The 19,460-nt window shown below is 70.6% G+C and carries 16 protein-coding genes and 1 tRNA gene; 10 read left to right on the forward strand and 7 right to left on the reverse strand.

Features of this window, described 5'->3' with window-relative positions:
- Positions 1 to 19: 19 nt before the first annotated feature.
- Genes QU602_RS06690 through QU602_RS06710 form a run of 5 tightly spaced genes read right to left on the reverse strand, consistent with a single transcriptional unit; the run spans position 20 to position 6,779 of the window.
- Positions 20 to 1,441: an NtaA/DmoA family FMN-dependent monooxygenase gene (locus QU602_RS06690; RefSeq protein ID WP_308799470.1), complete on the reverse strand. Its 1,422-nt coding sequence runs from the start codon at positions 1,439 to 1,441 to the stop codon at positions 20 to 22.
- Positions 1,438 to 3,249: an ABC transporter ATP-binding protein gene (locus QU602_RS06695; RefSeq protein ID WP_308799471.1), complete on the reverse strand. Its 1,812-nt coding sequence runs from the start codon at positions 3,247 to 3,249 to the stop codon at positions 1,438 to 1,440. The genes QU602_RS06690 and QU602_RS06695 overlap by 4 nt, the downstream gene beginning before the upstream one ends.
- On the reverse strand, positions 3,246 to 4,112 hold the full coding sequence (locus QU602_RS06700) for an ABC transporter permease (protein WP_308799472.1): 867 nt from the start codon (positions 4,110 to 4,112) through the stop codon (positions 3,246 to 3,248). Before QU602_RS06700 ends, QU602_RS06695 begins: the two co-directional genes overlap by 4 nt.
- Complete coding sequence (locus QU602_RS06705; protein WP_308799473.1) at positions 4,109 to 5,167, reverse strand: ABC transporter permease; 1,059 nt, start codon at positions 5,165 to 5,167, stop codon at positions 4,109 to 4,111. Before QU602_RS06705 ends, QU602_RS06700 begins: the two co-directional genes overlap by 4 nt.
- On the reverse strand, positions 5,145 to 6,779 hold the full coding sequence (locus tag QU602_RS06710; protein ID WP_308799475.1) for an ABC transporter substrate-binding protein: 1,635 nt from the start codon (positions 6,777 to 6,779) through the stop codon (positions 5,145 to 5,147). Before QU602_RS06710 ends, QU602_RS06705 begins: the two co-directional genes overlap by 23 nt.
- Positions 6,780 to 7,060: 281 nt before the next feature.
- Here QU602_RS06710 and msuE point away from each other — a divergent pair, with 281 nt between their 5' ends.
- The 3 genes from msuE (at position 7,061) to QU602_RS06725 (ending at position 11,035) form a co-directional block, all read left to right on the forward strand.
- Positions 7,061 to 7,651 carry an FMN reductase gene (gene msuE / locus QU602_RS06715; RefSeq protein ID WP_308799476.1) on the forward strand — a complete coding sequence of 197 codons (591 nt, stop codon included), beginning with the start codon at positions 7,061 to 7,063 and terminating at the stop codon, positions 7,649 to 7,651.
- 67 nt (positions 7,652 to 7,718) lie between these two features.
- Positions 7,719 to 8,681: a cytochrome b/b6 domain-containing protein gene (locus tag QU602_RS06720; protein ID WP_308799477.1), complete on the forward strand. Its 963-nt coding sequence runs from the start codon at positions 7,719 to 7,721 to the stop codon at positions 8,679 to 8,681.
- 77 nt (positions 8,682 to 8,758) lie between these two features.
- Positions 8,759 to 11,035: a transglycosylase domain-containing protein gene (locus tag QU602_RS06725; protein WP_308799478.1), complete on the forward strand. Its 2,277-nt coding sequence runs from the start codon at positions 8,759 to 8,761 to the stop codon at positions 11,033 to 11,035.
- A gap of 42 nt (positions 11,036 to 11,077) precedes the next feature.
- On the opposite strand, the gene QU602_RS06730 is transcribed toward QU602_RS06725, so the two are convergent.
- Positions 11,078 to 11,722 (reverse strand): MBL fold metallo-hydrolase, encoded by a 645-nt coding sequence (locus QU602_RS06730; protein WP_308799479.1) that lies wholly within the window; start codon positions 11,720 to 11,722, stop codon positions 11,078 to 11,080.
- Between the two features lie 96 nt (positions 11,723 to 11,818).
- On the opposite strand from QU602_RS06730, the gene QU602_RS06735 reads away from it, so the two are divergent.
- Together QU602_RS06735 and QU602_RS06740 are read left to right on the forward strand one after the other, a co-directional pair.
- The gene (locus tag QU602_RS06735; RefSeq protein ID WP_308799480.1) at positions 11,819 to 12,721 is read left to right on the forward strand and encodes a YegS/Rv2252/BmrU family lipid kinase; all 903 of its coding nucleotides are present in this window, start codon (positions 11,819 to 11,821) and stop codon (positions 12,719 to 12,721) included.
- A gap of 78 nt (positions 12,722 to 12,799) precedes the next feature.
- Positions 12,800 to 12,875, forward strand: a tRNA-Glu gene (locus tag QU602_RS06740).
- Positions 12,876 to 12,934: 59 nt separating this feature from the next.
- Here the strand turns inward: QU602_RS06740 and QU602_RS06745 are convergent.
- Entirely contained in the window at positions 12,935 to 13,684 is a 750-nt protein-coding gene (locus tag QU602_RS06745; protein ID WP_308799481.1) for a TIGR00645 family protein, read from the reverse strand.
- A gap of 55 nt (positions 13,685 to 13,739) precedes the next feature.
- On the opposite strand from QU602_RS06745, the gene QU602_RS06750 reads away from it, so the two are divergent.
- The 5 genes from QU602_RS06750 (at position 13,740) to QU602_RS06770 (ending at position 19,375) form a co-directional block, all read left to right on the forward strand.
- Positions 13,740 to 14,789, forward strand: a complete 1,050-nt coding sequence (locus tag QU602_RS06750) for a TerC family protein (protein WP_308800105.1) — start codon at positions 13,740 to 13,742, stop codon at positions 14,787 to 14,789.
- A gap of 146 nt (positions 14,790 to 14,935) precedes the next feature.
- A complete protein-coding gene (locus QU602_RS06755; RefSeq protein WP_308799482.1) occupies positions 14,936 to 15,811 on the forward strand; it encodes a PP2C family protein-serine/threonine phosphatase in 876 nt (291 codons plus the stop codon).
- The gene (locus tag QU602_RS06760; protein ID WP_308799483.1) at positions 15,808 to 17,001 is read left to right on the forward strand and encodes an FHA domain-containing protein; all 1,194 of its coding nucleotides are present in this window, start codon (positions 15,808 to 15,810) and stop codon (positions 16,999 to 17,001) included. Before QU602_RS06755 ends, QU602_RS06760 begins: the two co-directional genes overlap by 4 nt.
- Positions 17,001 to 18,674, forward strand: a complete 1,674-nt coding sequence (locus QU602_RS06765; protein ID WP_308799484.1) for a serine/threonine-protein kinase — start codon at positions 17,001 to 17,003, stop codon at positions 18,672 to 18,674. Before QU602_RS06760 ends, QU602_RS06765 begins: the two co-directional genes overlap by 1 nt.
- Entirely contained in the window at positions 18,662 to 19,375 is a 714-nt protein-coding gene (locus tag QU602_RS06770; RefSeq protein WP_308799485.1) for a hypothetical protein, read from the forward strand. Before QU602_RS06765 ends, QU602_RS06770 begins: the two co-directional genes overlap by 13 nt.
- Positions 19,376 to 19,460: the final 85 nt, after the last annotated feature.

Genomic DNA, 19,460 nt, shown 5'->3' on the forward strand with positions numbered 1-19,460 from the left:
CCCAGGGCCGGCGACGAGGTCAGATGGACGCGTCGGCCGGCACCGGGAGCGCCGGCTCCTCGGTCGCGTTCCGGCCAAACGCCCCGCGGTACCGCGCTGCCGGGTGCCGTGCATTGAGCCGCGGCTCGCCGAACAGCTGCTCGCGCAGCGTGGTGCCGGGGCCGTAGTCCGACCGCGCGAGCCCGCGGGCTCGGAGCGTGGGCAGCACGTCGCGGACGAACTCTTCGAAGGACCCCGGAATCACCCAGTTGATGACGTTGATGCCGTCGACGCCCGCGGCCTGCCACTCCTCGAGTGCGTCGGCGATCTGGTCGGCCGTGCCGACGAGCCGGGTCGAGCGCGAGATGAGCAGCGCGACGTCGCGGATGACGGGCTCGCGGTCGGTGATCGCCTTGGCGGCCCACTCGGTGAGGCCCTTCGCCGTGTTCGTCTCGACGTCCTTGATGGGCGTCTCGGGGTCGTACACGCGACCGGTCTTGTCGACGAGCGCGTGGTGCGCGAGGTATCCGTCGACCGACACGTACTTCTCGTACTCGGCCGCCTTAGCCTTCGCCTCCTCCTCGGTCGCGCCCACGACGAACGACAGCCCCTGGAAGAACTTGATGTCCTCCGGCCGCCGGCCGGCTTCGACCGCGAGCCGTCGAGTGTCGTCGATGAGCTCCTTCGCGATCGCGGGTGTGGGCGCGATGATGAACGTCGCCTCGGCGTTGCGCGCCGCGAACTGGCGGCCCGACGCGGACGAGCCCGCCTGGTAGAGCACGGGCGTGCGCTGCGGGGAGGGCGACGGCAGGTGCGGGCCCTGCACCTCGTACCGCTCGGAGACGTGGTCGATCTTGTGGATCTTCGTCGGGTCGGAGAAGACGCCGCGCTCCTTGTCCTTCAGCAGCGCGTCCTCATCCCACGAGCCCTCCCAGAGCTTGTAGGTCACGTCGACGTACTCCTCGGCCCACGCGTAGCGCTCGGTGTGGTCGGTGAGCCGCGGGTAGCCGAAGTTCCGCGCGCCGTTGTCCTGCAGCCCCGTCACGATGTTCCAGGCGATGCGGCCGCGCGAGATGTGATCCAGCGTCGAGACCTGGCGAGCGAAGTTGAACGGATGGTTCTGGGCGACGTTGCTCGTGAGCGCGAGGCCGATCTTCTCGGTGTGGGCGGCGAGTGCCGCGACGAGCGGGATCGGGTCGTTGCTCGGGATCTGCAGGCCCTCGCGGATGTACACGTCGAAGTCCGCGTCGGCGTCGCCGTAGACGCCCGTGACGTCGGCGAAGAACATGGCGTCGAACTTCGCCTCCTCGAGCAGCTTCGCGAGGCGGATCCACACGCCGACGTCGTTGAAGTCGACCTGACCGGCGTCGGGCCGCCGCCACTGGCCGTGGTGGATGTGCGAGCTCGTGTTCATCACGAACGCGTTCAGGTGCAATGGCGTGCGGGGCGGCGGGGTGGTCATGACTGGCTCCTCGGTTCGAAGGCGGGAATGGAGGCGATGAGCTCGCGCGTGTACGTCTCGCGCGGCCGGTTGAAGATCTCATCGGGCGGGCCCTCTTCGACGACGCGACCGTCCTTCATGACGAGTACGCGGTGGCTGAGGTGGGCGATGACGCCGAGATCGTGCGAGATGAACAGGTAGCTGAGCCCGAGCCGCTGCTGCAGCTCGACGAGCAGGTCGAGCACCTGGGCCTGGATCGTGACGTCGAGGGCCGACACGGCCTCGTCGAGGACGATGACGTCCGGCTCCGTCGCGAGCGCCCGCGCGATGGAGATGCGCTGGCGCTGCCCGCCCGAGAGACGCAGCGGGAACCGCGCGAGCACGGCGTCGGGGAGCCCCACCTGGTCGAGCAACTCGCGAAGTCGCGCGGCGCGTTCCTCGGCTGAGCGGATGCCTCGGGGCAGCGCATCGGCGAGGATGCGTTCGACGTTCCACCGGGGGTCGAAGCTCGAGAGCGGGTCCTGCGAGACGACCGCGATGCGCGAGCGCCGGGCACGGCGCCGACGTTCCGGCACGCTCGACCACGGCTCGCCGAGGAGCGTGACCTCGCCCCCGTCGGCGGACTCGAGCGCGAGCGCGATTCGGCCCGTCGTGCTCTTGCCCGAACCCGACTCGCCCACGACGCCGAGCGTCTCGCCGCGGTGCAGCGCGAACGACACGTCGTCCACGGCGAGCGTCGAGCTCCCGTCGGGCGCCCGGAACCGTTTGACGAGGCCGTGCGCCTCCAGCACGACCTCCGCCGAGGCATCCGTCGCCCGCTCGGCTGTTCCGCCTCGAACGGTCGCAGACGGCGGGTCATCGCCCGCCTGCACCCGCCATCCTCGACTCTTCGGCGAAGGCGCGGGCGAAGGCGAAGGCGTGGGCGCGGCGGTCGAGTCGGGGCCGACCGTGGGGCTGAGCGGGCGGCCGCGCGTGGCCTCGCTCGGCACGGCGGCGATGAGCGCCTTCGTGTACGACTCCCGCGGGTCTGTGAGCAGCGTCTCGGCCGGACCCTGTTCGACGACGCGGCCGTGCTGCATGACGAGCACGTGGTCGGCGAGCTGCGCGACCACCGAGAGGTCGTGGCTGATCAGGATGATCGAGGCGCCACGCCGCTTCGACTCCTCGAGCAGCGCGAGCACCTGGGCCTGCACCGTGACGTCGAGCGCCGTGGTCGGCTCGTCGGCGATGATCACATCGGGGTCGAGCGCGAGCGCCGACGCGATCAGCGCGCGCTGGCGCAGACCGCCCGAGAGCTGACCCGGCCGCTGGCGGGCGCGCAGCTCGGGCGCGGGCACGCCGACCGCGGTGAGCAGATCGACGACCTTCTTCCGCCGCGGTCCGCGGCCCCGCCAGCCGTGCAGCCGCAGGCCCTCGCCGATCTCGGCGCCGACCGGCCTGAGGGGGTCGAGCGAGACGAGCGCGTCCTGGAGGATGAAGCCGACCTCGGTGCCGCGGATACGGCGCCAGGTGCGATCGGGCAGGTCGCGCACGTCGCGGCCGTGCACCTCGAGCGCTCCGGCCTCGACCTTCGCGCCGCGGCCCGTGAGCCCCACGATCGTGCGCGCCGTCACCGACTTGCCCGACCCCGACTCGCCGACGATCGCGACGCACCGCCCCGGGTGCAGATCGAACGAGACGCCCTCGACGATCCGGCGCTCGCCGGCGTTCGTGGCGAACGAGACGGACAGGTCGCGGATGGACACGCGCGGATGCGGCGGGCTCGCCGCATCTCGGCGTTCGAGCGCGGGCCTCCGGTCGGCCCCGGTGCGCTGGTCGGTGACGGTCATGACTGCTCTCCCTTCTCGAGGAACACCTGGAGGTGGCGGCCGAGCGTGGTCGCAGCGAGCGCGAGCAACACGATCACGAGGCCCGGTATCACGGTGAGCCAGCCGGCCTCCGTGATGTAGGCGCGGCCCGCGTCGAGCAGCGCGCCCCACTCGGGCGACGGCGGTGCGACGCCGAGCCCGAGGAACGACAGGCTCGACGCCCACACGATCGACTGCCCGATCGAGAGCGCGAAGATCGCCACTAGTGGCCGCAGCGCGTTCGGCAGGATGTGCCGGCGCAGGATGCGCCCGCGTGGGTGCCCGAGCGCGGTCGCCGCCTCGACGTACGCGGAGTCCTTCGCCGTGAGGATCTGGCCGCGCACCATGCGCGCATAGCCGGGCGCCGTGCCGATGCCGACCGCGAGGATCTGGGTCAGCGCCGACGGACCGAGCACCGCGATGAGCAGCAGGGAGAGCAGCAGGGCGGGGAACGAGAACGCGACCTCGAGCAGCCAGCCGACGACGGACGAGGCCACCCGGCCGCCCAGGGCCGCGAGCGTACCGAGCACGATCGCGAGCGACAGGCTCACGGCCGCCGCACCGATGCCGATGCCGAGCGACTCGCGGGTGCCGAAGACGACGCGCGAGTAGAGGTCCCGGCCCGATTCGTCGGTGCCGAACCAGTGCGCGGCCGATGGCGGCTGGAGCGATGCGGGCAGGTCGATCGCGAACGGGTCGTGCGTCGCGAGCAGCTGCGGCCAGAGTGCCGCGAGCGCGAAGACGCCCGCGCCGGCCACTGCGATGACGACGTCCCAGGAGATGCGCGACGAGCGCGGTCGGCGGCCGCCCGTACGGACCGCGGGTTCGGGCGCGATGGTGGTCATGCGGTCCTCCTCAGGCGCGGATCGACGAGCACGTACGCGACGTCGACGACGAGGTTCGCGATCACATAGAACGCGGCGATGAGCATGACCACGCCGATGACGACGGGCATGTCCTGCGAGTTCACGGCCGAGACGAGCACGCTGCCGATGCCGGGCCGTGCGAACACGGCCTCGACGACGACCGCGCCCGAGATGGTCGCACCGAGCGCCCAGCCCGAGAGCGTGATCGCCGGCAGCACCGCGTGTCGCAGCACATGCCGGAGGCGGACCCCCGTGTCACCCATGCCGCGCGTGCGGGCACTGAGCACGAACGGCTGGTCGAGTGCGCGCTCGAACTCGGTGCGCGTGGCCTGGCCCATGAAGCCGGCGAGTGGGATCGCGAGCGTGAGCGCCGGGAGGATGAGTCCGTGCAACCCGGTGCCGCCGATGACGGGGAACCAGCCGAGCCCGAGCGCGAACACGAGCAGCAGGATGATGCCCAGCCAGTAATGGGGGAGGCCGGCGGTCACGGTGTCGACGAACCCGCCGATCGCGCGCACGCGGGGTCCCCGGCCGGCGGTCAGCGAGACCCACACGATCATGAGGATCCAGGCGAACAGCAGCGCCGTGAGCGTGAGCACGATCGTCGCGCCCAGCTGGTCGGCGACGATCGCGAGCACCGGCCGGTGCTGCTGGTAGGACGTGCCCAGGTCGCCCGTCACGAGCCCGCGCAGATAAGTGAAGTACTGCACCAGGGTCGGGTCGTCGAGGTGGTACTCGGCGATGATCGGCGCGAGCTCCTCAGGTGTGCGTTCGATGGCCTGCCCGTTGCGGATGTTCAGGATCGCCGTCGCCCGGTCGCCCGGGATCGACGCCTGCGCGAAGAACGCGGCGGTCGCCGCGCCGAGCAGCACGAGCACGGCAGCGAGCGCCTTACCGGCGACGAGACGGAGGGGACCGAGGCCGCGCGCGGCCGCCGTGAGCCCTCGCCCGGACGGCGCCGGCGGGGCCGCGAGGACCCCGGCCGGTGCCGTCACGGGCGACGCCGCCGCCTCAGCTGACGAATCGTGCGTCATAGAAGGTCGGTCCTCCCTGCGAGTGCTCCTGCTTCACGCCGTCGAGCTCCGGGGAGATCGCCAGCGTGGAGAGGCGGTCGTAGATGCCGATGGCGAGTGCATGGTCGGCGATGTACTCCTGGGCCTCGGCGTACAGCGCGTTCTGCGCATCGACATCGGCCGTGGAGTTGGCCTCGAGGATGATGGCCTCGAGCTCGGGGTAGTTCGTGAACGAGTCGTTGTTGTAGTTCGGCCACTCTGGCGTCGACTGCCGCCAGTTCACGTAGAGGATGCCGCTCGTCACCGCCGTCCAGTACCCCGGGTAGATGTCGCGCTCGCTCGGGCCGCCGTACGCGCCCGAGAACAGCTCGGCCTGCGGCACGGGGATCAGCTCGACCTTGAAGCCGGCCTGCTTGGCCTGCTCCTGCACGCCCTGCAGGATCGAGGCGCCGTCGGCGTTGATGATCGATCCAGCGCCGTACGGCAGCACGATGTCGAGCGTCTCGCCGTCCTTGGTGCGGTAGCCGTCGGCGTCCGTCCCGGTCCAGCCGGCCTCGTCGAGCAGCGCCTCGGCCTGGTCGAGGTCGAACGTGTACCGGTCGGCGGCCTCCTGGCTCCAGCCCGGCGTGCTCTGGCTCACGCCGCCGTTGCCCTCGTAGGGGATGACGCCGCGGCCGATCGTCTCGACGAGCGTCTGGCGGTCGAGCGAGTAGGCGAATGCCTGGCGCACGCGCTCATCCGTGAACGGCCCCTCGGCCGTGTTGAAGGTGAGCTGTTGCGGTCGGCCGCCCGTGACGTACTTCTCAAGGGTGAAACCGGCCTGCTCGGTGCTGTTCCACTGCACCGCCGGCACATCGTAGATCGCGTCGACCTCGCCGCTCTTGAGCGCGGCGACGCGGGTCGTCGCATCGGCGACGAACTTCCAGACGACCTCCTCGACGTGCGCCGGCCCCGTGTGGCCGGCGTTGGCGGGCGGCGAGGTGTACTCGTCGTTGCGCGTGAGCACGATCTCCTGACCGCGGTTCCAGTGGTCGACCACGAATGCGCCCGTCCCGATCGGCGACTCGCAGTTCGCTTCGTCGCTGCGCGTCTCGAGCGCCTCCTGCGACTGGATGCCGAAGTAGCCCTGCGTCAACGTCTCGGCGAGGCGGGGGTACGGCTTCGAGAGGTCCACCTGCACCGTCAGCTCGTCGACCGCCGAGGCGCCCTCGTAGTAGCCGCCGAGCCAGGCGAGTGCCGTGCCGTTGCCGCCGTGGTTCACCCAGTGGTCGAAGTTGTAGGCGACGGCCTCGGCCGTGAGCGGCGAGCCGTCCGTGAACGTGACCCCGGGCTTGAGCTCGAAGGTCCAGTGCAGGCCGTCGTCGCTCACCCCCCACTCCTCGGCGAGCCACGGCACGGCCGTGCCGTCTTCGTCGAGTGAGACGAGGCTGTCGAGCACGTTCGCGCTCAGGTAGGCCTGCTCGATCCAGCCGCCGAACACGCACGCCGGCTCCTGCTGGTGTGCGTAGACGATGGTGCCGCCGTCGACCGGATCGCCGGCCGCGGCCTGGCCACCCGCGGCGCATCCGGCCAGCGCGAACGTGGCGGCTGCGGCGACGGCGAACGCCGGGAGGGCGCGTGGTCGTGAGGTCATGGGGGCTCCTTCGAGGCATCCGGTCGATGCGAGGCATCCGGTCGATGCGACGCATCCGGTCGATTGAGCGGCGACGCTACCCAGCCCACGTCGCGACCCGCGACCGCATGCCGTCACATGCGTTATCGAAGGTCACCGGACGTCACCGACCACGAGCCGTCGAGCGATCCGGCAGCCCCGACGCGTCGAGTGTGTCGCCGGTTTACGTCCCGCGACGGGGTCTTACCGTGGTGACGTCGCTGCGCTGGCGAGCACCGGGCCGCGCCGCATACGGTCACAGCATGTCCGATGCACTCTCGCTGGTCGCCGTCTCCGGCAGCCTGCACACGCCGTCCAAGACCACCGTGCTCGCGAGCGAGATCCTCGACCGGTTCACCGAGGCGTTCGCCGCCGCCGGGCTCGAGGTCGAGCCGACGTTGCTGGAGCTCAGTGACATCGGCCGGGAGTTCTCGGGCGCACTGAGCCGGTCGGAGTTGAGTCCCGCGGCCGAGGAGGCGGTTCGGAGCATCGAGTCGGCGACCTTGCTGATCGTCGCGAGCCCGGTCTACCGGGCGAGCTTCACGGGCCTGTTCAAGCACGTGTTCGACTTCGTCGGCCAGTATGCGCTGATCGACAAGCCCGTGCTGCTCGCGGCGACGGGTGGCAGCGATCGGCACGCGCTCATCATCGAGCACCAGTTCCGTCCCCTGTTCTCGTTCTTCCAGGCGATCACGCTCCCGATCGGGGTGTACGCGAGCGACGGCGACTTCGTCGACTACCGGATCGAGTCCGATGCGCTGCACGAGCGGATCGATCAGGCGGTGCTGCGCGGGGTGCCGGTGGTCCGCGGCACCCTCCCGCAGTCGCTCTCGGAGTACGTGTCGATCTGGTGACCGCCCGCGGGGGCGGGCCGGCGCGCCCGAGTTGCGCCCGCGCCCGCCGTTTGCGACGCTGAGGGACGTGCCGCCCGACTCGCGTTCCCTGCTGGCGGGTCTGACGTGGAAGCGGTTCCTGATCGGGGCCGGCGGCGCCCTCGTCCTGCTCGTGCTCGTGGTCGCCGCGGCCCGCGGCCTGCGCACCCTTCCGGGCGTGCAGGCGTTCATCGAGACCTACCCGGGTCACCGCGAGCTCGCGCCCGGTGGTCCGGTCGGGATCCCGGCCTGGCTCGGCTGGCAGCACTTCCTGAACGTCTTCTTCCTGGTGCTGCTCGTGCGCACCGGGCTCATCATCCGGTCGAAGCAGCGGCCGCCGGCGTTCTGGACCAGGGACAACTCGCGGTTCCCGCGCACGAAGGGCACGCCGCGTCGCCTCGGCATCTCGGTGTGGCTGCACCTCGTCGTCGACGTGTTCTGGGTGCTGAACGGTGTCGTCTACGTCGTGCTGCTCTTCGCGACCGGGCAGTGGCTCCGGGTCGTGCCGACGAGCTGGGACGTCGTGCCGAATGCGATCTCGGTCGTCCTGCAGTACGCGTCGCTCGAATGGCCCGTCGAGCACGCGTGGCTCTACTACAACGACGCGCAGGTGCTCTCGTACTTCGCGGTCGTCTTCATCGCGTCGCCCATCGCGATCGTGACCGGGCTCCGGCTCTCTCCGGTGTGGCCGCGCGAGGGGCGTTTGACCTCGCTGCCGTCGGAGCGCACGGCGCGTGCGCTGCACTTCCCGACCATGCTCTTCTTCGTGCTCTTCACGTTCGTGCACGTCGTGCTCGTCCTCACGACCGGCGCACTCAGAAACCTGAACGCCATGTATGCCTCGCGCGATGCCGACGACTGGGTCGGCTTCGCCGTGTTCGCCGTCTCGGTCGTCGTGCTCGTCGCGGGTTGGCTGATCGCCCGGCCGCTCGTACTCGCGCCCGTCGCGGAACGTTTCGGTTCGCTCCGCCGCATGCCGCCGCCGCCGCGCCGGGACACGCCCGCGAACTGACGTGTCACGGTCCGGCTGGACAACGCAGCCGTGCTGCGCTTCCATTGGAGCACGTGACGCGGAGGGGGCGTCCAGCAATGGCACCAGAGCAGCATCCGTTCGACGACGACACCGTCGAGCCTGCCCCGCAGCCGTACCGGCACAAACGAGGCCGGGACTTCACGGAGACCCGGACCGCTCACGGCGTGCTCGGCGGCATGATCGGGCTCGTCGTCGCGAGCGCCGCGGCCGGCGCGCTCGTGGCCACCGCGGCCACCCCGGCGATCTCGATGGTGAGCGTCACCGCGACGAGCACCATCGGCATGTTCGAGAACCTGCCGGGCTACCTCGAGATCGGCGAGCTCTCCGAGAAGAGCAACATCTACGCCACGGCGTCCGACGGCTCACCCGTGCTGCTCGCCTCGTTCTACGACCAGAACCGGGTGCAGGTCGGCTGGGACCAGGTCAGTCAGTACGTCAAGGATGCCGCGGTCGCGGGCGAGGACCCGCGGTACTACGACCACGGCGGCATCGACCTCCAGGGCACGCTCCGGGCGGCCGTCACGACGGCATCCGGCCGCGACACGCAGGGCGGATCGTCCATCGCGCAGCAGTACGTCAAGAACGTGCGCGTGCAGGAGTGCGAGCGCGAAGCCGTCGACGAGACGGCGCGTGACGAGTGCTATGCGGCGGCCACCGAGACCAGCATCGATCGCAAGCTCAAAGAGATGCGGCTCGCGATCGGCGTCGAGAAGCGGTACAGCAAGGACCAGATCCTGCTCGGCTATCTGAACATCGCGGGGTTCGGCGGCACCGTCTACGGCATCGAGGCGGCGGCGAACTACTACTTCTCGACCACGGCCGCGAACCTCACCCTCGCGCAGGCCGCGTCGCTCGTGGCGATCGTGAACAACCCGGTGAAGTTCCAGCTCGACCGGCCCGAGAGCGAGACGAACGGCGCGGCGAGCGGCTACGCCGAGAATCACCGGCGGCGCGATTACATCCTGAACCAGATGCTCGAGTACACGAAGATCACGCAGGCCGAGTACGACATCGCGATCGCGACGCCCGTCGAGCCGGCGATCAGTGAGCCGAGCACCGGCTGCCAGACCGCGGGCGGCAGCGCGTACTTCTGCGACTACGTCGCGCACATCCTGCAGAACGACGAGACGTTCGGCGCCGACGCCTCGACGAGGTTCCTGAACTTCCGGCGCGGCGGCTACGACGTCTACACGACGCTCGATCTCGACCTGCAGGTCGCCGCCGAGCGGGCGATCGCGGAGAACGTGCCGTCGACCTACCCCGGCTGGGACGTGGGCGGTGTGATCTCGAGCGTGCAGGTCGGCACCGGCCGGGTGCTCGCGATGGCGCAGAACAAGTCGTACAGCCAGGACCCGAACGTCGTCGCCGGGCGACCCGACTACACCGGCATCAACTACAACACCGACTACGACTACGGCGGCTCGAGCGGGTTCCAGCCGGGGTCGTCGTACAAGGTCTTCACGCTGGCCGAGTGGCTCACCGAGGGCCATGGGCTCAGCGAGCGCACGGACTCGCGGCTGCGCAGCAACTGGGGCGCCTTCCGAGACAGCTGCCTCGGCACACAGGTCGCCGATGCCGGCTGGAACCCGCGCAATGACGCGGGGGAGTCGGGTGCGAACTACACGGCGTTGCAGTCGACGATCCAGTCGATCAACACGGGCTTCCTGGGCATGGCGAAAGAGCTCGACCTGTGCGGCATCGCGCAGACCGCGGAGCGGTTCGGTGTCCACCGCGCCGACGGGAACCCGCTCTTCCAGGGGCCGTCGGCCGTGATCGGCACGAACGAGGTGGCGCCGCTCAGCATGGCCGTCGCCTTCGCGGGCATCGCGAACAACGGCGTCTCGTGCACGCCGATCGCCATCGACCGCATCGTCGGGCGCGACGGCGAAGAGCTCCCGGTACCGCAGTCGACCTGTGCGCCGGCCGTCTCGCCCGAGGTCGCCGCCGGCATGCACTACGGCATGACGCGCGTCATGTCGAGCGGAACCGGCCAGGCCTCGAGCGGAGCCATGGACCCGTGGGTCCCGGTCCTCGGCAAGACCGGCACGACCGACGGCGCGAAGGACACGTGGATGGTCGGGGCGACCTCCAAGGTCGCCACCGCCGCCGCGGTGGTCAGCGTGACGGGCGATGCGAACCAGCGAGGCATCTCCTTCGACTCCGGCCAGGCCGCGACGGCGCGTCATCGCATGTGGCCGGCGGTCATGTCGGTCGCGGCCGCGAAGTACGGCGGTGACGGGTTCACCGAGGCCGGGCCGGGACCGGTCACGGGGCGACAGTCGGTCGCGCCCTCGCCGGGCGCCGACGACGACGACGCGGACGAGGTCGAGTAGGTCGGCGGACGCCTCGGGCTGCGCGGGCCCGAGACATCCGTCTCAGAAATCGAGCGTGTCGCCCGGCTCGAGCGCCAGGTATTCGCCGCCGCCCTGCTCGGTCGCCCAACGCAGACGTGCGTTCGACAGATCTTTGCCGGCTCGCGAGAGCACCATCTCGTGGGTCGGGAACGCGCGCTTCGGTGCGACCTCGACGACGTAGTCCATCGACTCCGCGATCTTCATCCAGGGGGCGCCGGCCGGCGCCGCGAGCACGTCGACCTCGACGCCCTCCGGCACGCTGAACGAGTCTCCCGCGTAGTAGAGCGCGTCGTTGACGAGCACGCCGAGATTGTCGACGACGGGGATCGACTCGTGGATCACCGCGTGCCGGCCGCCGAAGAACCTGAGCCGGAACGGCGCGACCTCGAGCTCGTCGCCCGCGTGCACCGCTTCGACCTCGATGCCCTTGTCGGCCGCGGCGCGGACGACACCGGCGGGGCCGAACAGACGCACACCGGGGCTCTTGGCGGCGATGCGCCCGAGTTGCTCGGGTGTCCAATGGTCGTCGTGCTGGTGCGTGATCACGACCGCGACCGCCCCGGAGGCCTCGGTGATCGGCGTCGTGAACTTGCCGGGGTCGATGAACAGCCGCGAGCCGGAATCCTCGATCATGAGCGCCGCGTGCTCGAACTTCGTCAGTCGCATGCGTCGAGCCAACACGAGCGTCGAGCCGGGACGCAAGCCATTGCGAACCGTGTCACCTGCGCGGTACGAGGGCGTGCGACTGCCAGAATCGGGAGCGTGACCCGACCGGTGGAGCGCCTCCTCGTCGCCGTCAACCCTGCCGCATCGTTCGGTCGCAACCGCGAGGTCGGCGGTGTCGTGGCCACACGGCTCGTCGCCGAGGGCTACGACGTCCAGCTGATGCGCGAGGCGAACCTCGAGCTGCTGCGGCGGGAGACCGAGGAGGCGTTCGCACGCGGGGTGGATGGCCTCGTCGTCGTCGGCGGCGACGGCATGGTGTCGCTCGGTGTCAATGTGCTCGCCGGCTCCGACGTGCCGTTCGGTCTCGTCGCGGCCGGCACCGGGAACGACTTCGCCCGGGCGCTCGGGGTCCCGCACGACGACCCGGTCGCCGCACTGGACGCACTCGTCGCCGCGCTCGAGCGTCCTCCGACGGCCGTGGACGTCGCGGTCGCGCGGCACGGCGAGCTCACGACCCGGTACGGCGTCGTGCTGTCGGCGGGCTTCGATGCGATCGTGAACGAGCGGGCGAACCGGATGGTGCGGCCTCGCGGCCCGAACCGCTACCTGCTCGCCCTGATGCGTGAGCTCGCGACGTTCCGGCCGCGCGAGTACGTGCTGGAGATCGACGGGGTGCGGCGCACGCAGCGCGCGATGCTGGTGTCGGTGGCGAACACGTCGTCGCTCGGCGGAGGGCTGCGGATCGTGCCCGACGCCGAGCTCACCGACGGCCTGCTCGACGTGTTCATCGTGCATCCGCTGAGCCGGGCTGCGCTGCTGCGCGTCCTGCCGAAGGTCTACGAGGGGGCACATGTGGACCATCCCGCGGTCGAGTTCGTGCGGGCGCGTCGCGTCAGGATCGAGGCCGACGGGGTGGTCGCCTACGCCGACGGCGAGCGCATCGGACCGCTGCCCGTCGAGGTCGACGTGGCTCCGGCAGCGCTCCGCGTCTTCCGCTGAACGACGGCGTCTTGGCGGGTCCCGCCTCGATTTGGAAACGCTCTGGAACGTGTGTCATACTCTCTGAGTTGCAAAAACGGCCCCATCGTTTAGCGGCCTAGGACGCCGCCCTCTCACGGCGGTAGCGCGGGTTCAAATCCCGCTGGGGTCACCAGCTGCACAGCGAGCAGAACCCCCTCCATCCGGAGGGGGTTCTTCTCGTTTCGGGCGGGCTCAGCGGCGAGGTTCGGCGGGCTCGCGCGGGTGGTCGCCGTTGGGGGATGCCCCGTGCTCGCGGTGCTCGACCGGCTCACCGTGCTCGCGTGATCGGGCCGGGTCGGCGACCGGCGAGTAGGCGACGGGGAGGCCGTCGTGGATCTCGTGCGGGCGGACGCGGTGATACGACATGCGGTCGATCCAGGCGAGCGCGAGGGCGCTCAGGATGAACACGCAGTGGATGATGACCTGCCACATGACGCCCGTCGACGTGTAGCCGTCGTCGCCCTCGCCGATGCCGTCGTCGTCGAGGGGGCCGACCTCGATGAACGTCTTCAGCAGGTGGATGGACGAGATGCCGATGATCGCCATCGCGAGCTTGACCTTCAGCACGTTCGCATTGACGTGACTGAGCCACTCGGGCTGGTCGGGGTGGTTCTCGACGTTGATGCGCGAGACGAAGGTCTCGTAGCCGCCGATGATCACCATGATGAGCAGGTTCGCGATCATCACGACGTCGATGAGGCCCAGCACGGCGAGCATGATGGCCGCCTCGTCGAGGTGCGACGGGTCGGCGAGGACCGTCTCGGCGAGATGCCAGAGCTCGAACATGAAGACGACCACGTAGACCGCCTGGGCGACGATCAGCCCGAGGTAGAGCGGGGCCTGCAACCAGCGGCTGGTGAAGATGAGTCCGCCGATCGCGCGACCCCACGGGGCGGAGCGTGATCCGGACAGGGGCGAAGGGGGCGTCGTAGGGGCGCGCACGGATCTCCTTTTTCAGTTCAGCGAATGCAGTCTACGTAACCCGCGGTCGGATAGAATTCCGCGCGTGCTTGCCCTCCCCGCCTGGTTCGAGATCGGGTCACTGGTCGTCCTCACGCTGATCCTCGTCGGCGACCTCCTGCTCGTCCTGAAGCGACCGCACGTGCCGTCGTTCAAGGAGTCGACCCTGTGGGTCGCGTTCTACGTCGCGCTCGCGCTGGTCTTCGCCGGGCTCATGTTCGTCCTCGGCGACGCCGAGCACGGCGGGCAGTTCCTCGCCGGCTGGCTCACCGAGTACAGCCTCTCGATCGACAACCTGTTCGTGTTCGTGATCATCATGGCCAGGTTCTCGGTGCCGAGGAAGCTGCAGCAGGAGGTGCTGATGGTGGGCATCATCATCGCCCTCGTCCTACGTGGCATCTTCATCCTGCTCGGCGCCTCGCTGATCGAGAACTTCAGCTGGATCTTCTACCTCTTCGGCGCGTGGCTCGTCTGGACGGCGATCCAGCAGGTGCGCGGCGACCACGAAGACGAGGACTCCGAGACCTTCATCGTGCGGATGCTCCGCAAGCGCGTGTCGATCACTGACGAGTACGACGGGGTGAAGCTCCGCACCACCGTCGACGGCCGACGGTACTTCACGCCCATGATCATCGTGTTCGTCGCGATCGGCACGACCGACCTGCTCTTCGCACTCGACTCGATCCCCGCGATCTTCGGCATCACGCAGAGTCCGTTCATCGTGTTCACGGCCAACGTGTTCGCCCTCATGGGCCTGCGGCAGCTCTACTTCCTGCTCGGCGGCCTGCTCGAACGGCTCGAGTACCTCAAGTACGGCATCGCCTTCATCCTGGCGTTCATCGGCGTCAAGCTCGTGCTGCACGCCATGCACGAGAACGAGCTGCCGTTCATCAACGGCGGTGAGCACATCGAATGGGCGCCCGAGATCTCGACCTGGATGTCGCTCATCGTGATCGTGGCGGCAATGGCCGTCGCGACCGTCGCGAGCCTCGTCAAGGCGCGGCTCGACGCGAAGCGGCGCGGCCACACGCTCATGGAAGAGGTCCCGCACTTCACCGAGGACACACCGGGCAAGCACGACCAGTAGCCGCGGCATGGGCGATGGGCGGCCGACACCGCGGCGGCATCCGGTCGGCGCTCGTGTTGGTAGCGTGGTCCCGGCGTGTCCGGTGTCCGGGCCATGGGGGATCGACGTGCGCCGGTGGACCGATGCGGAGAGTACGGAGGTGAGTCGTGTCGACTGACGAGGAGGGCAGATCCTCGCTGCCACACGGGTCGGCGGTCGTCGCGTACAGTGCGCGAACCGACGTCGGCCGGGTGCGGAGCGTCAACGAGGACGCGTATCTCGCCGCCGCCCCGGTCTACCTCGTCGCCGACGGCATGGGCGGCCATGCCCGTGGCGACGCGGCGAGCCATGCGGTGCTCGAGACCTTCCGACGGCACCTCGAACCCGAGCGCTCGACGACGCCCGAGCAGGTGCTCGATGCGATCCACTCCTCGAACGATGCGGTCCGCGCGCTGAGCGAGGAGGGCGAGGAGGGCACGGCGGTGGCCGGCACCACGCTCGCCGGCGTCGCACTCGTGGACGCCGGTGACGGCGAACTGCGCTGGATGGTGTTCAATGTCGGCGACTCCCGGGTCTACGCGTGGGATGGGCGCCGGCTCGAGCAGGTCAGTGTCGACCACTCGGCGGTGCAGGAACTCCTCGATGCCGGCGTGATCGAGCCCGAAGAGGCCGAGCGCCATCCCGATCGCAACGTGATCACCCGCGCGCTCGGCGCCGACGCGTTCGTCGAACCCGACGTCTGGCTGGTGCCGGCGACCGGACGACAGGTCTTCCTCGTGTGCTCCGACGGACTCACCAAGGAGGTCGACGACGACACGATCGCCCGGGTGCTCGCCGGCGGCGGCGGCCACGCGGCGGGCATCGCCGGCGAACTCGTCGACCTCGCACTCGAACGCGGCGGCCGCGACAACGTCACCGCCGTCGTCGTCGAGTCGGAGTGCGGCGACGTCTCGCGCGCCGACGACGAGACCACCAAAGACCGTGAGGACGCCGTCGGCGGCGACCTCGATGAGACCGCCCCTCGGCGCGGATCCAACGCATGACCGCATACGTACTCGACAGCCAGGATCGCTGGGTCGCACTCGTGCGCGGGGCGGCGGTGCTCATGCTGCCGCGCACCGCGAACGACCTGCCGGAGCTCTGGGAGGCGCTCACCGCGGCCGACCAGGTCGGCGCCGTGCTGGGTCGTCTCACCCGCGACGGGCTCGCCGATGTGCCGCCGTTCGCAATGGTCGCGGGCGCCGATCGCCGCCGCGTGATCGTGCGCGGCGGGTTCCGGGTCGTCGCGGCCGGGGAAGAGATCACGGCCTCGGGCGTCTCGACGTGGGTCGAGCGGATCGTCGCCGCCGATGCACCGTACGAGGTGATCGCGCCGTTCGCGCCGGTCGCCGACGACCTCGACGCATGGCCCGTCGACGACGGCATGGTTCCTGCCTCGATCGTGCGCTCCGACGAGCTGCCGGTCCACCCGGCGGCGGCGGCGCCCTCCCTCGAGGCCGCCGGCGCGCCGGCCGATCCTCCGGCGCCCGCCGATCCTCCGGCGCCCGCCAAGGCATCCGTCGAGGCACCGGCCGCGCCGGCCGCGCCGCCGCCCGCACCGGTGACGGCCGAGACCGCGGTCGTGGCCGAGGAGACCATGGTGCCGCTGGCGGACGACGCGGTCGACGACGCGACGATCGTCGTCGCGAAGCCACCCACGTCGCCGAAGCCCGCGAAGCCTCCGGCGCCTTCGACATCGGCGACGGTGGCCGATGCGGACCCGGCCGGCGATCACGACGGGCTCACGATCGCGGTCACCGCGCTGCAGGAGCTCCGCGGCCGGGCGAAGCGGTCGGCCTCGGGCGAGGCATCCGACACCGGCACGACGGGCGACGCCGACGCGCCCGCCGGCCTCCCGGCGGTGACGCTCCGTCTGCCCGGCGGCAGCGACGAGCCGCTGACCGGCGAGATCGTCCTCGGACGGTCGCCGAGCGTGAGCCGAGCGAGCGGGACCTCGCTGCCGCGGCTGGTGACCATCGGTGCGGGGGACCCCGACATCTCACGCAGTCACGTGCGGATCGGCATCGAGGGTGGCACCGTCGTGGTCACGGACCTGCATTCGCGCAACGGCACGAGCATCCTGCAGCCCGGCCGGGCACCGGTCAAACTCCGGGCCGGCGAGCCGACCCCGGTGCTCGTCGGAACCGTCGTCGATCTCGGCGGCGGGTGCGAAGTCGCCGTGGTGGCCGGCTGATGCGGCGCGCGGCGTCCGATCCGCCCGAGCTGCCCGGATACCGGTACGTGAGCCTGCTCGGCTCGGGCGGGTTCGCGGACGTGTTCCTCTACGAGCAGCGACTCCCGCGCCGCCAGGTCGCCGTCAAGGTCCTGCTCGCCGACGACCTCACCCGCGACACGCGTGCCCAGTTCGTCGCCGAGGCGAACCTCATGGCGCAGCTCTCCGCGCACCCCTACATCGTCACGATCTTCCACGCCGACGTCGCCGAAGACGGACGCCCCTACTTCGTCATGGAGTACTGCTCGGGTCCGAACCTCGCGGCGCAGGCGAAGCGGTCCCCGCTCGGCGTCGAGGATGCGCTGCGGATCGGCATCCGCATCGCGGGCGCGGTCGCGACCGCGCACGGCGCGGGCATCCTGCACCGCGACATCAAGCCCGCCAACGTGCTCACCAACGACTACGGCTGGCCGGCGCTCAGCGACTTCGGCATCTCCTCGACGCTCGAGGGCGACCTGCCGGTGCACACCATGACCGCGGGCGAGGCGGCCGCGACCGGTGGCGGACAATCCGCGATCGGCATGAGCGTGCCCTGGTCGGCGCCCGAGCTCTTCGACGACGATCCGAGCGCCGACACGCGCAGCGACGTGTTCTCGCTCGCGGCGACCGTGCACACGCTGCTCGCCGGCCGATCGCCGTTCGAGATCCCGGGGCGGTCGAACGGCTCGCTCGACCTGATCGGCCGCATCGAGCGCGGCGCGATCACGGCCATCGGCCGTGCCGACGTCCCGCGGAGCCTGCAGGAGGTGCTGCGCACCGGCATGGCCGTCCGGCCGGCCGACCGCTACCAGAGCGCCGTGGAGTTCGCGCGCGCCCTGCAGCGGATCGAGCTCGAACTGGGCTACTCGGCCACGTCCATCGAGGTGCCGAACCTGGCGCCCGAGCCGGGCGCCCCCGAGCGCGAGGCTGACTCGTCCGAGGATGCCGATGAGACCCGCGCGCGGTCGGTGCGGACCGTCCACGCGCAGCCCGGCGACGACGAGACGCGTGCACGCGCCCCGCAGCGGATCGAGGCGCAGGGCCCGGCGCCCATCGACGCGGTCGACGACCGGACGGTCGTCCGCTCGGCCGCGCCGGCGGCGCAGGCCGTACCGGGCCGGCCGGAGCCCGACGAGCACACGGTCCTGCGGTCGGGGCCGCGAACCGGCTCGGTCGCCGGGCCGGGTGCGGCCTCGAGTCCTGGGCACGCCACGGCCACCACCCCCGCGACCAGCGCGAAGAAGTCCCGTGTGGGCGTCGTCGTCGCGAGCATCGCGGGCGCGGTCGTCGTGGCCGCGGTCGGCATCGCGATCGCGGTGGCGGTGACCGCCCCGCCGCGCACGACCGAGGCCGAGCCGACGCAGCGCGCGACCGGCGAGGACGCTGTCGTCGCGGCGACCGTGCCGCAGCCCTCCGTCGCACCGGGCGTGCCCTCGGCCGACGGGTCGAGCGTGAGCTTCGCGGTCACGCACGAGCCGGCCGAGGAGGGCGATCGCTATCGTTGGCAGCGCGCCGACGGTTCGGGTGAGACCGCGGTCGCCGACTCCGGCCAGATCGTCGTCGCGCCGGTGTCGCCCGGGCAGACCGTGTGCATCGACGTGCAGGTGCAGCGCGGCAGCAAGACGTCGGAGACCAGCAGGGGGTGCACACCGTGAAGCCGTTGAAGCTCGAGTTCTGCGGGGAATGGACGACGATCGAGCCGGGGCGGCCGTTCGGCATCGGCCGCGAGTCGGATCTCGTGATCGACGACAATCCCTACCTGCATCGCACGTTCCTCACGTTGGACGCCGCACACGACCTGTGGTGGCTGCACAATGTCGGCCAGCTGCTCTCCGCGACCGTCTCGGATGCCTCGGGCAGCGTGCAGGCCTGGCTCGCGCCGGGGGCGCGGTTGCCCGTCGTGTTCCAGACGATGCACGTGCTGTTCAGCGCCGGTTCGACGACGTACGACTTCACCATCCACGCCGAGGCCGACGTCTACACGACCTCGCTCACCGCGGGGACCTCCGACGCCGGCACGACGATCATGCCGGTGTCGCTCACGCCCACGCAGCGGCTGCTGATCCTCGCGCTCGCCGAACGCGTCCTCGCGCAGCCCACGGCGGGCCGGGCGACGGTGCCCTCGTCGGCCGAGGCCGCCGCGAGGCTCGGCTGGAGCATGACGACCTTCAACCGCAAGCTCGACAACGTGTGCGAGAAGCTCGACAAGATCGGCGTGCACGGGCTGCGCGGCGGGCGCGGCCGGCTCGCCACGAACCGGCGCGCACGCCTGGTCGAGTACGCGGTCGCCACCCGCCTGGTGAGCATCGACGATCTGCCGCTCCTCGACGCGAATCTCGAGCAGTCCGCCGGCTGAGCGAGGCCGCTCGCCGGAGGGTCCACTACCGATCCGGCGGTCATGGGGAGAAGTCCCCGTTCTGGGGACAGTCCTCCGCATGTAG

Origin of the sequence: Agromyces protaetiae (assembly GCF_030866785.1) — a bacterium.
Lineage (GTDB): Bacteria > Actinomycetota > Actinomycetes > Actinomycetales > Microbacteriaceae > Agromyces > Agromyces silvae.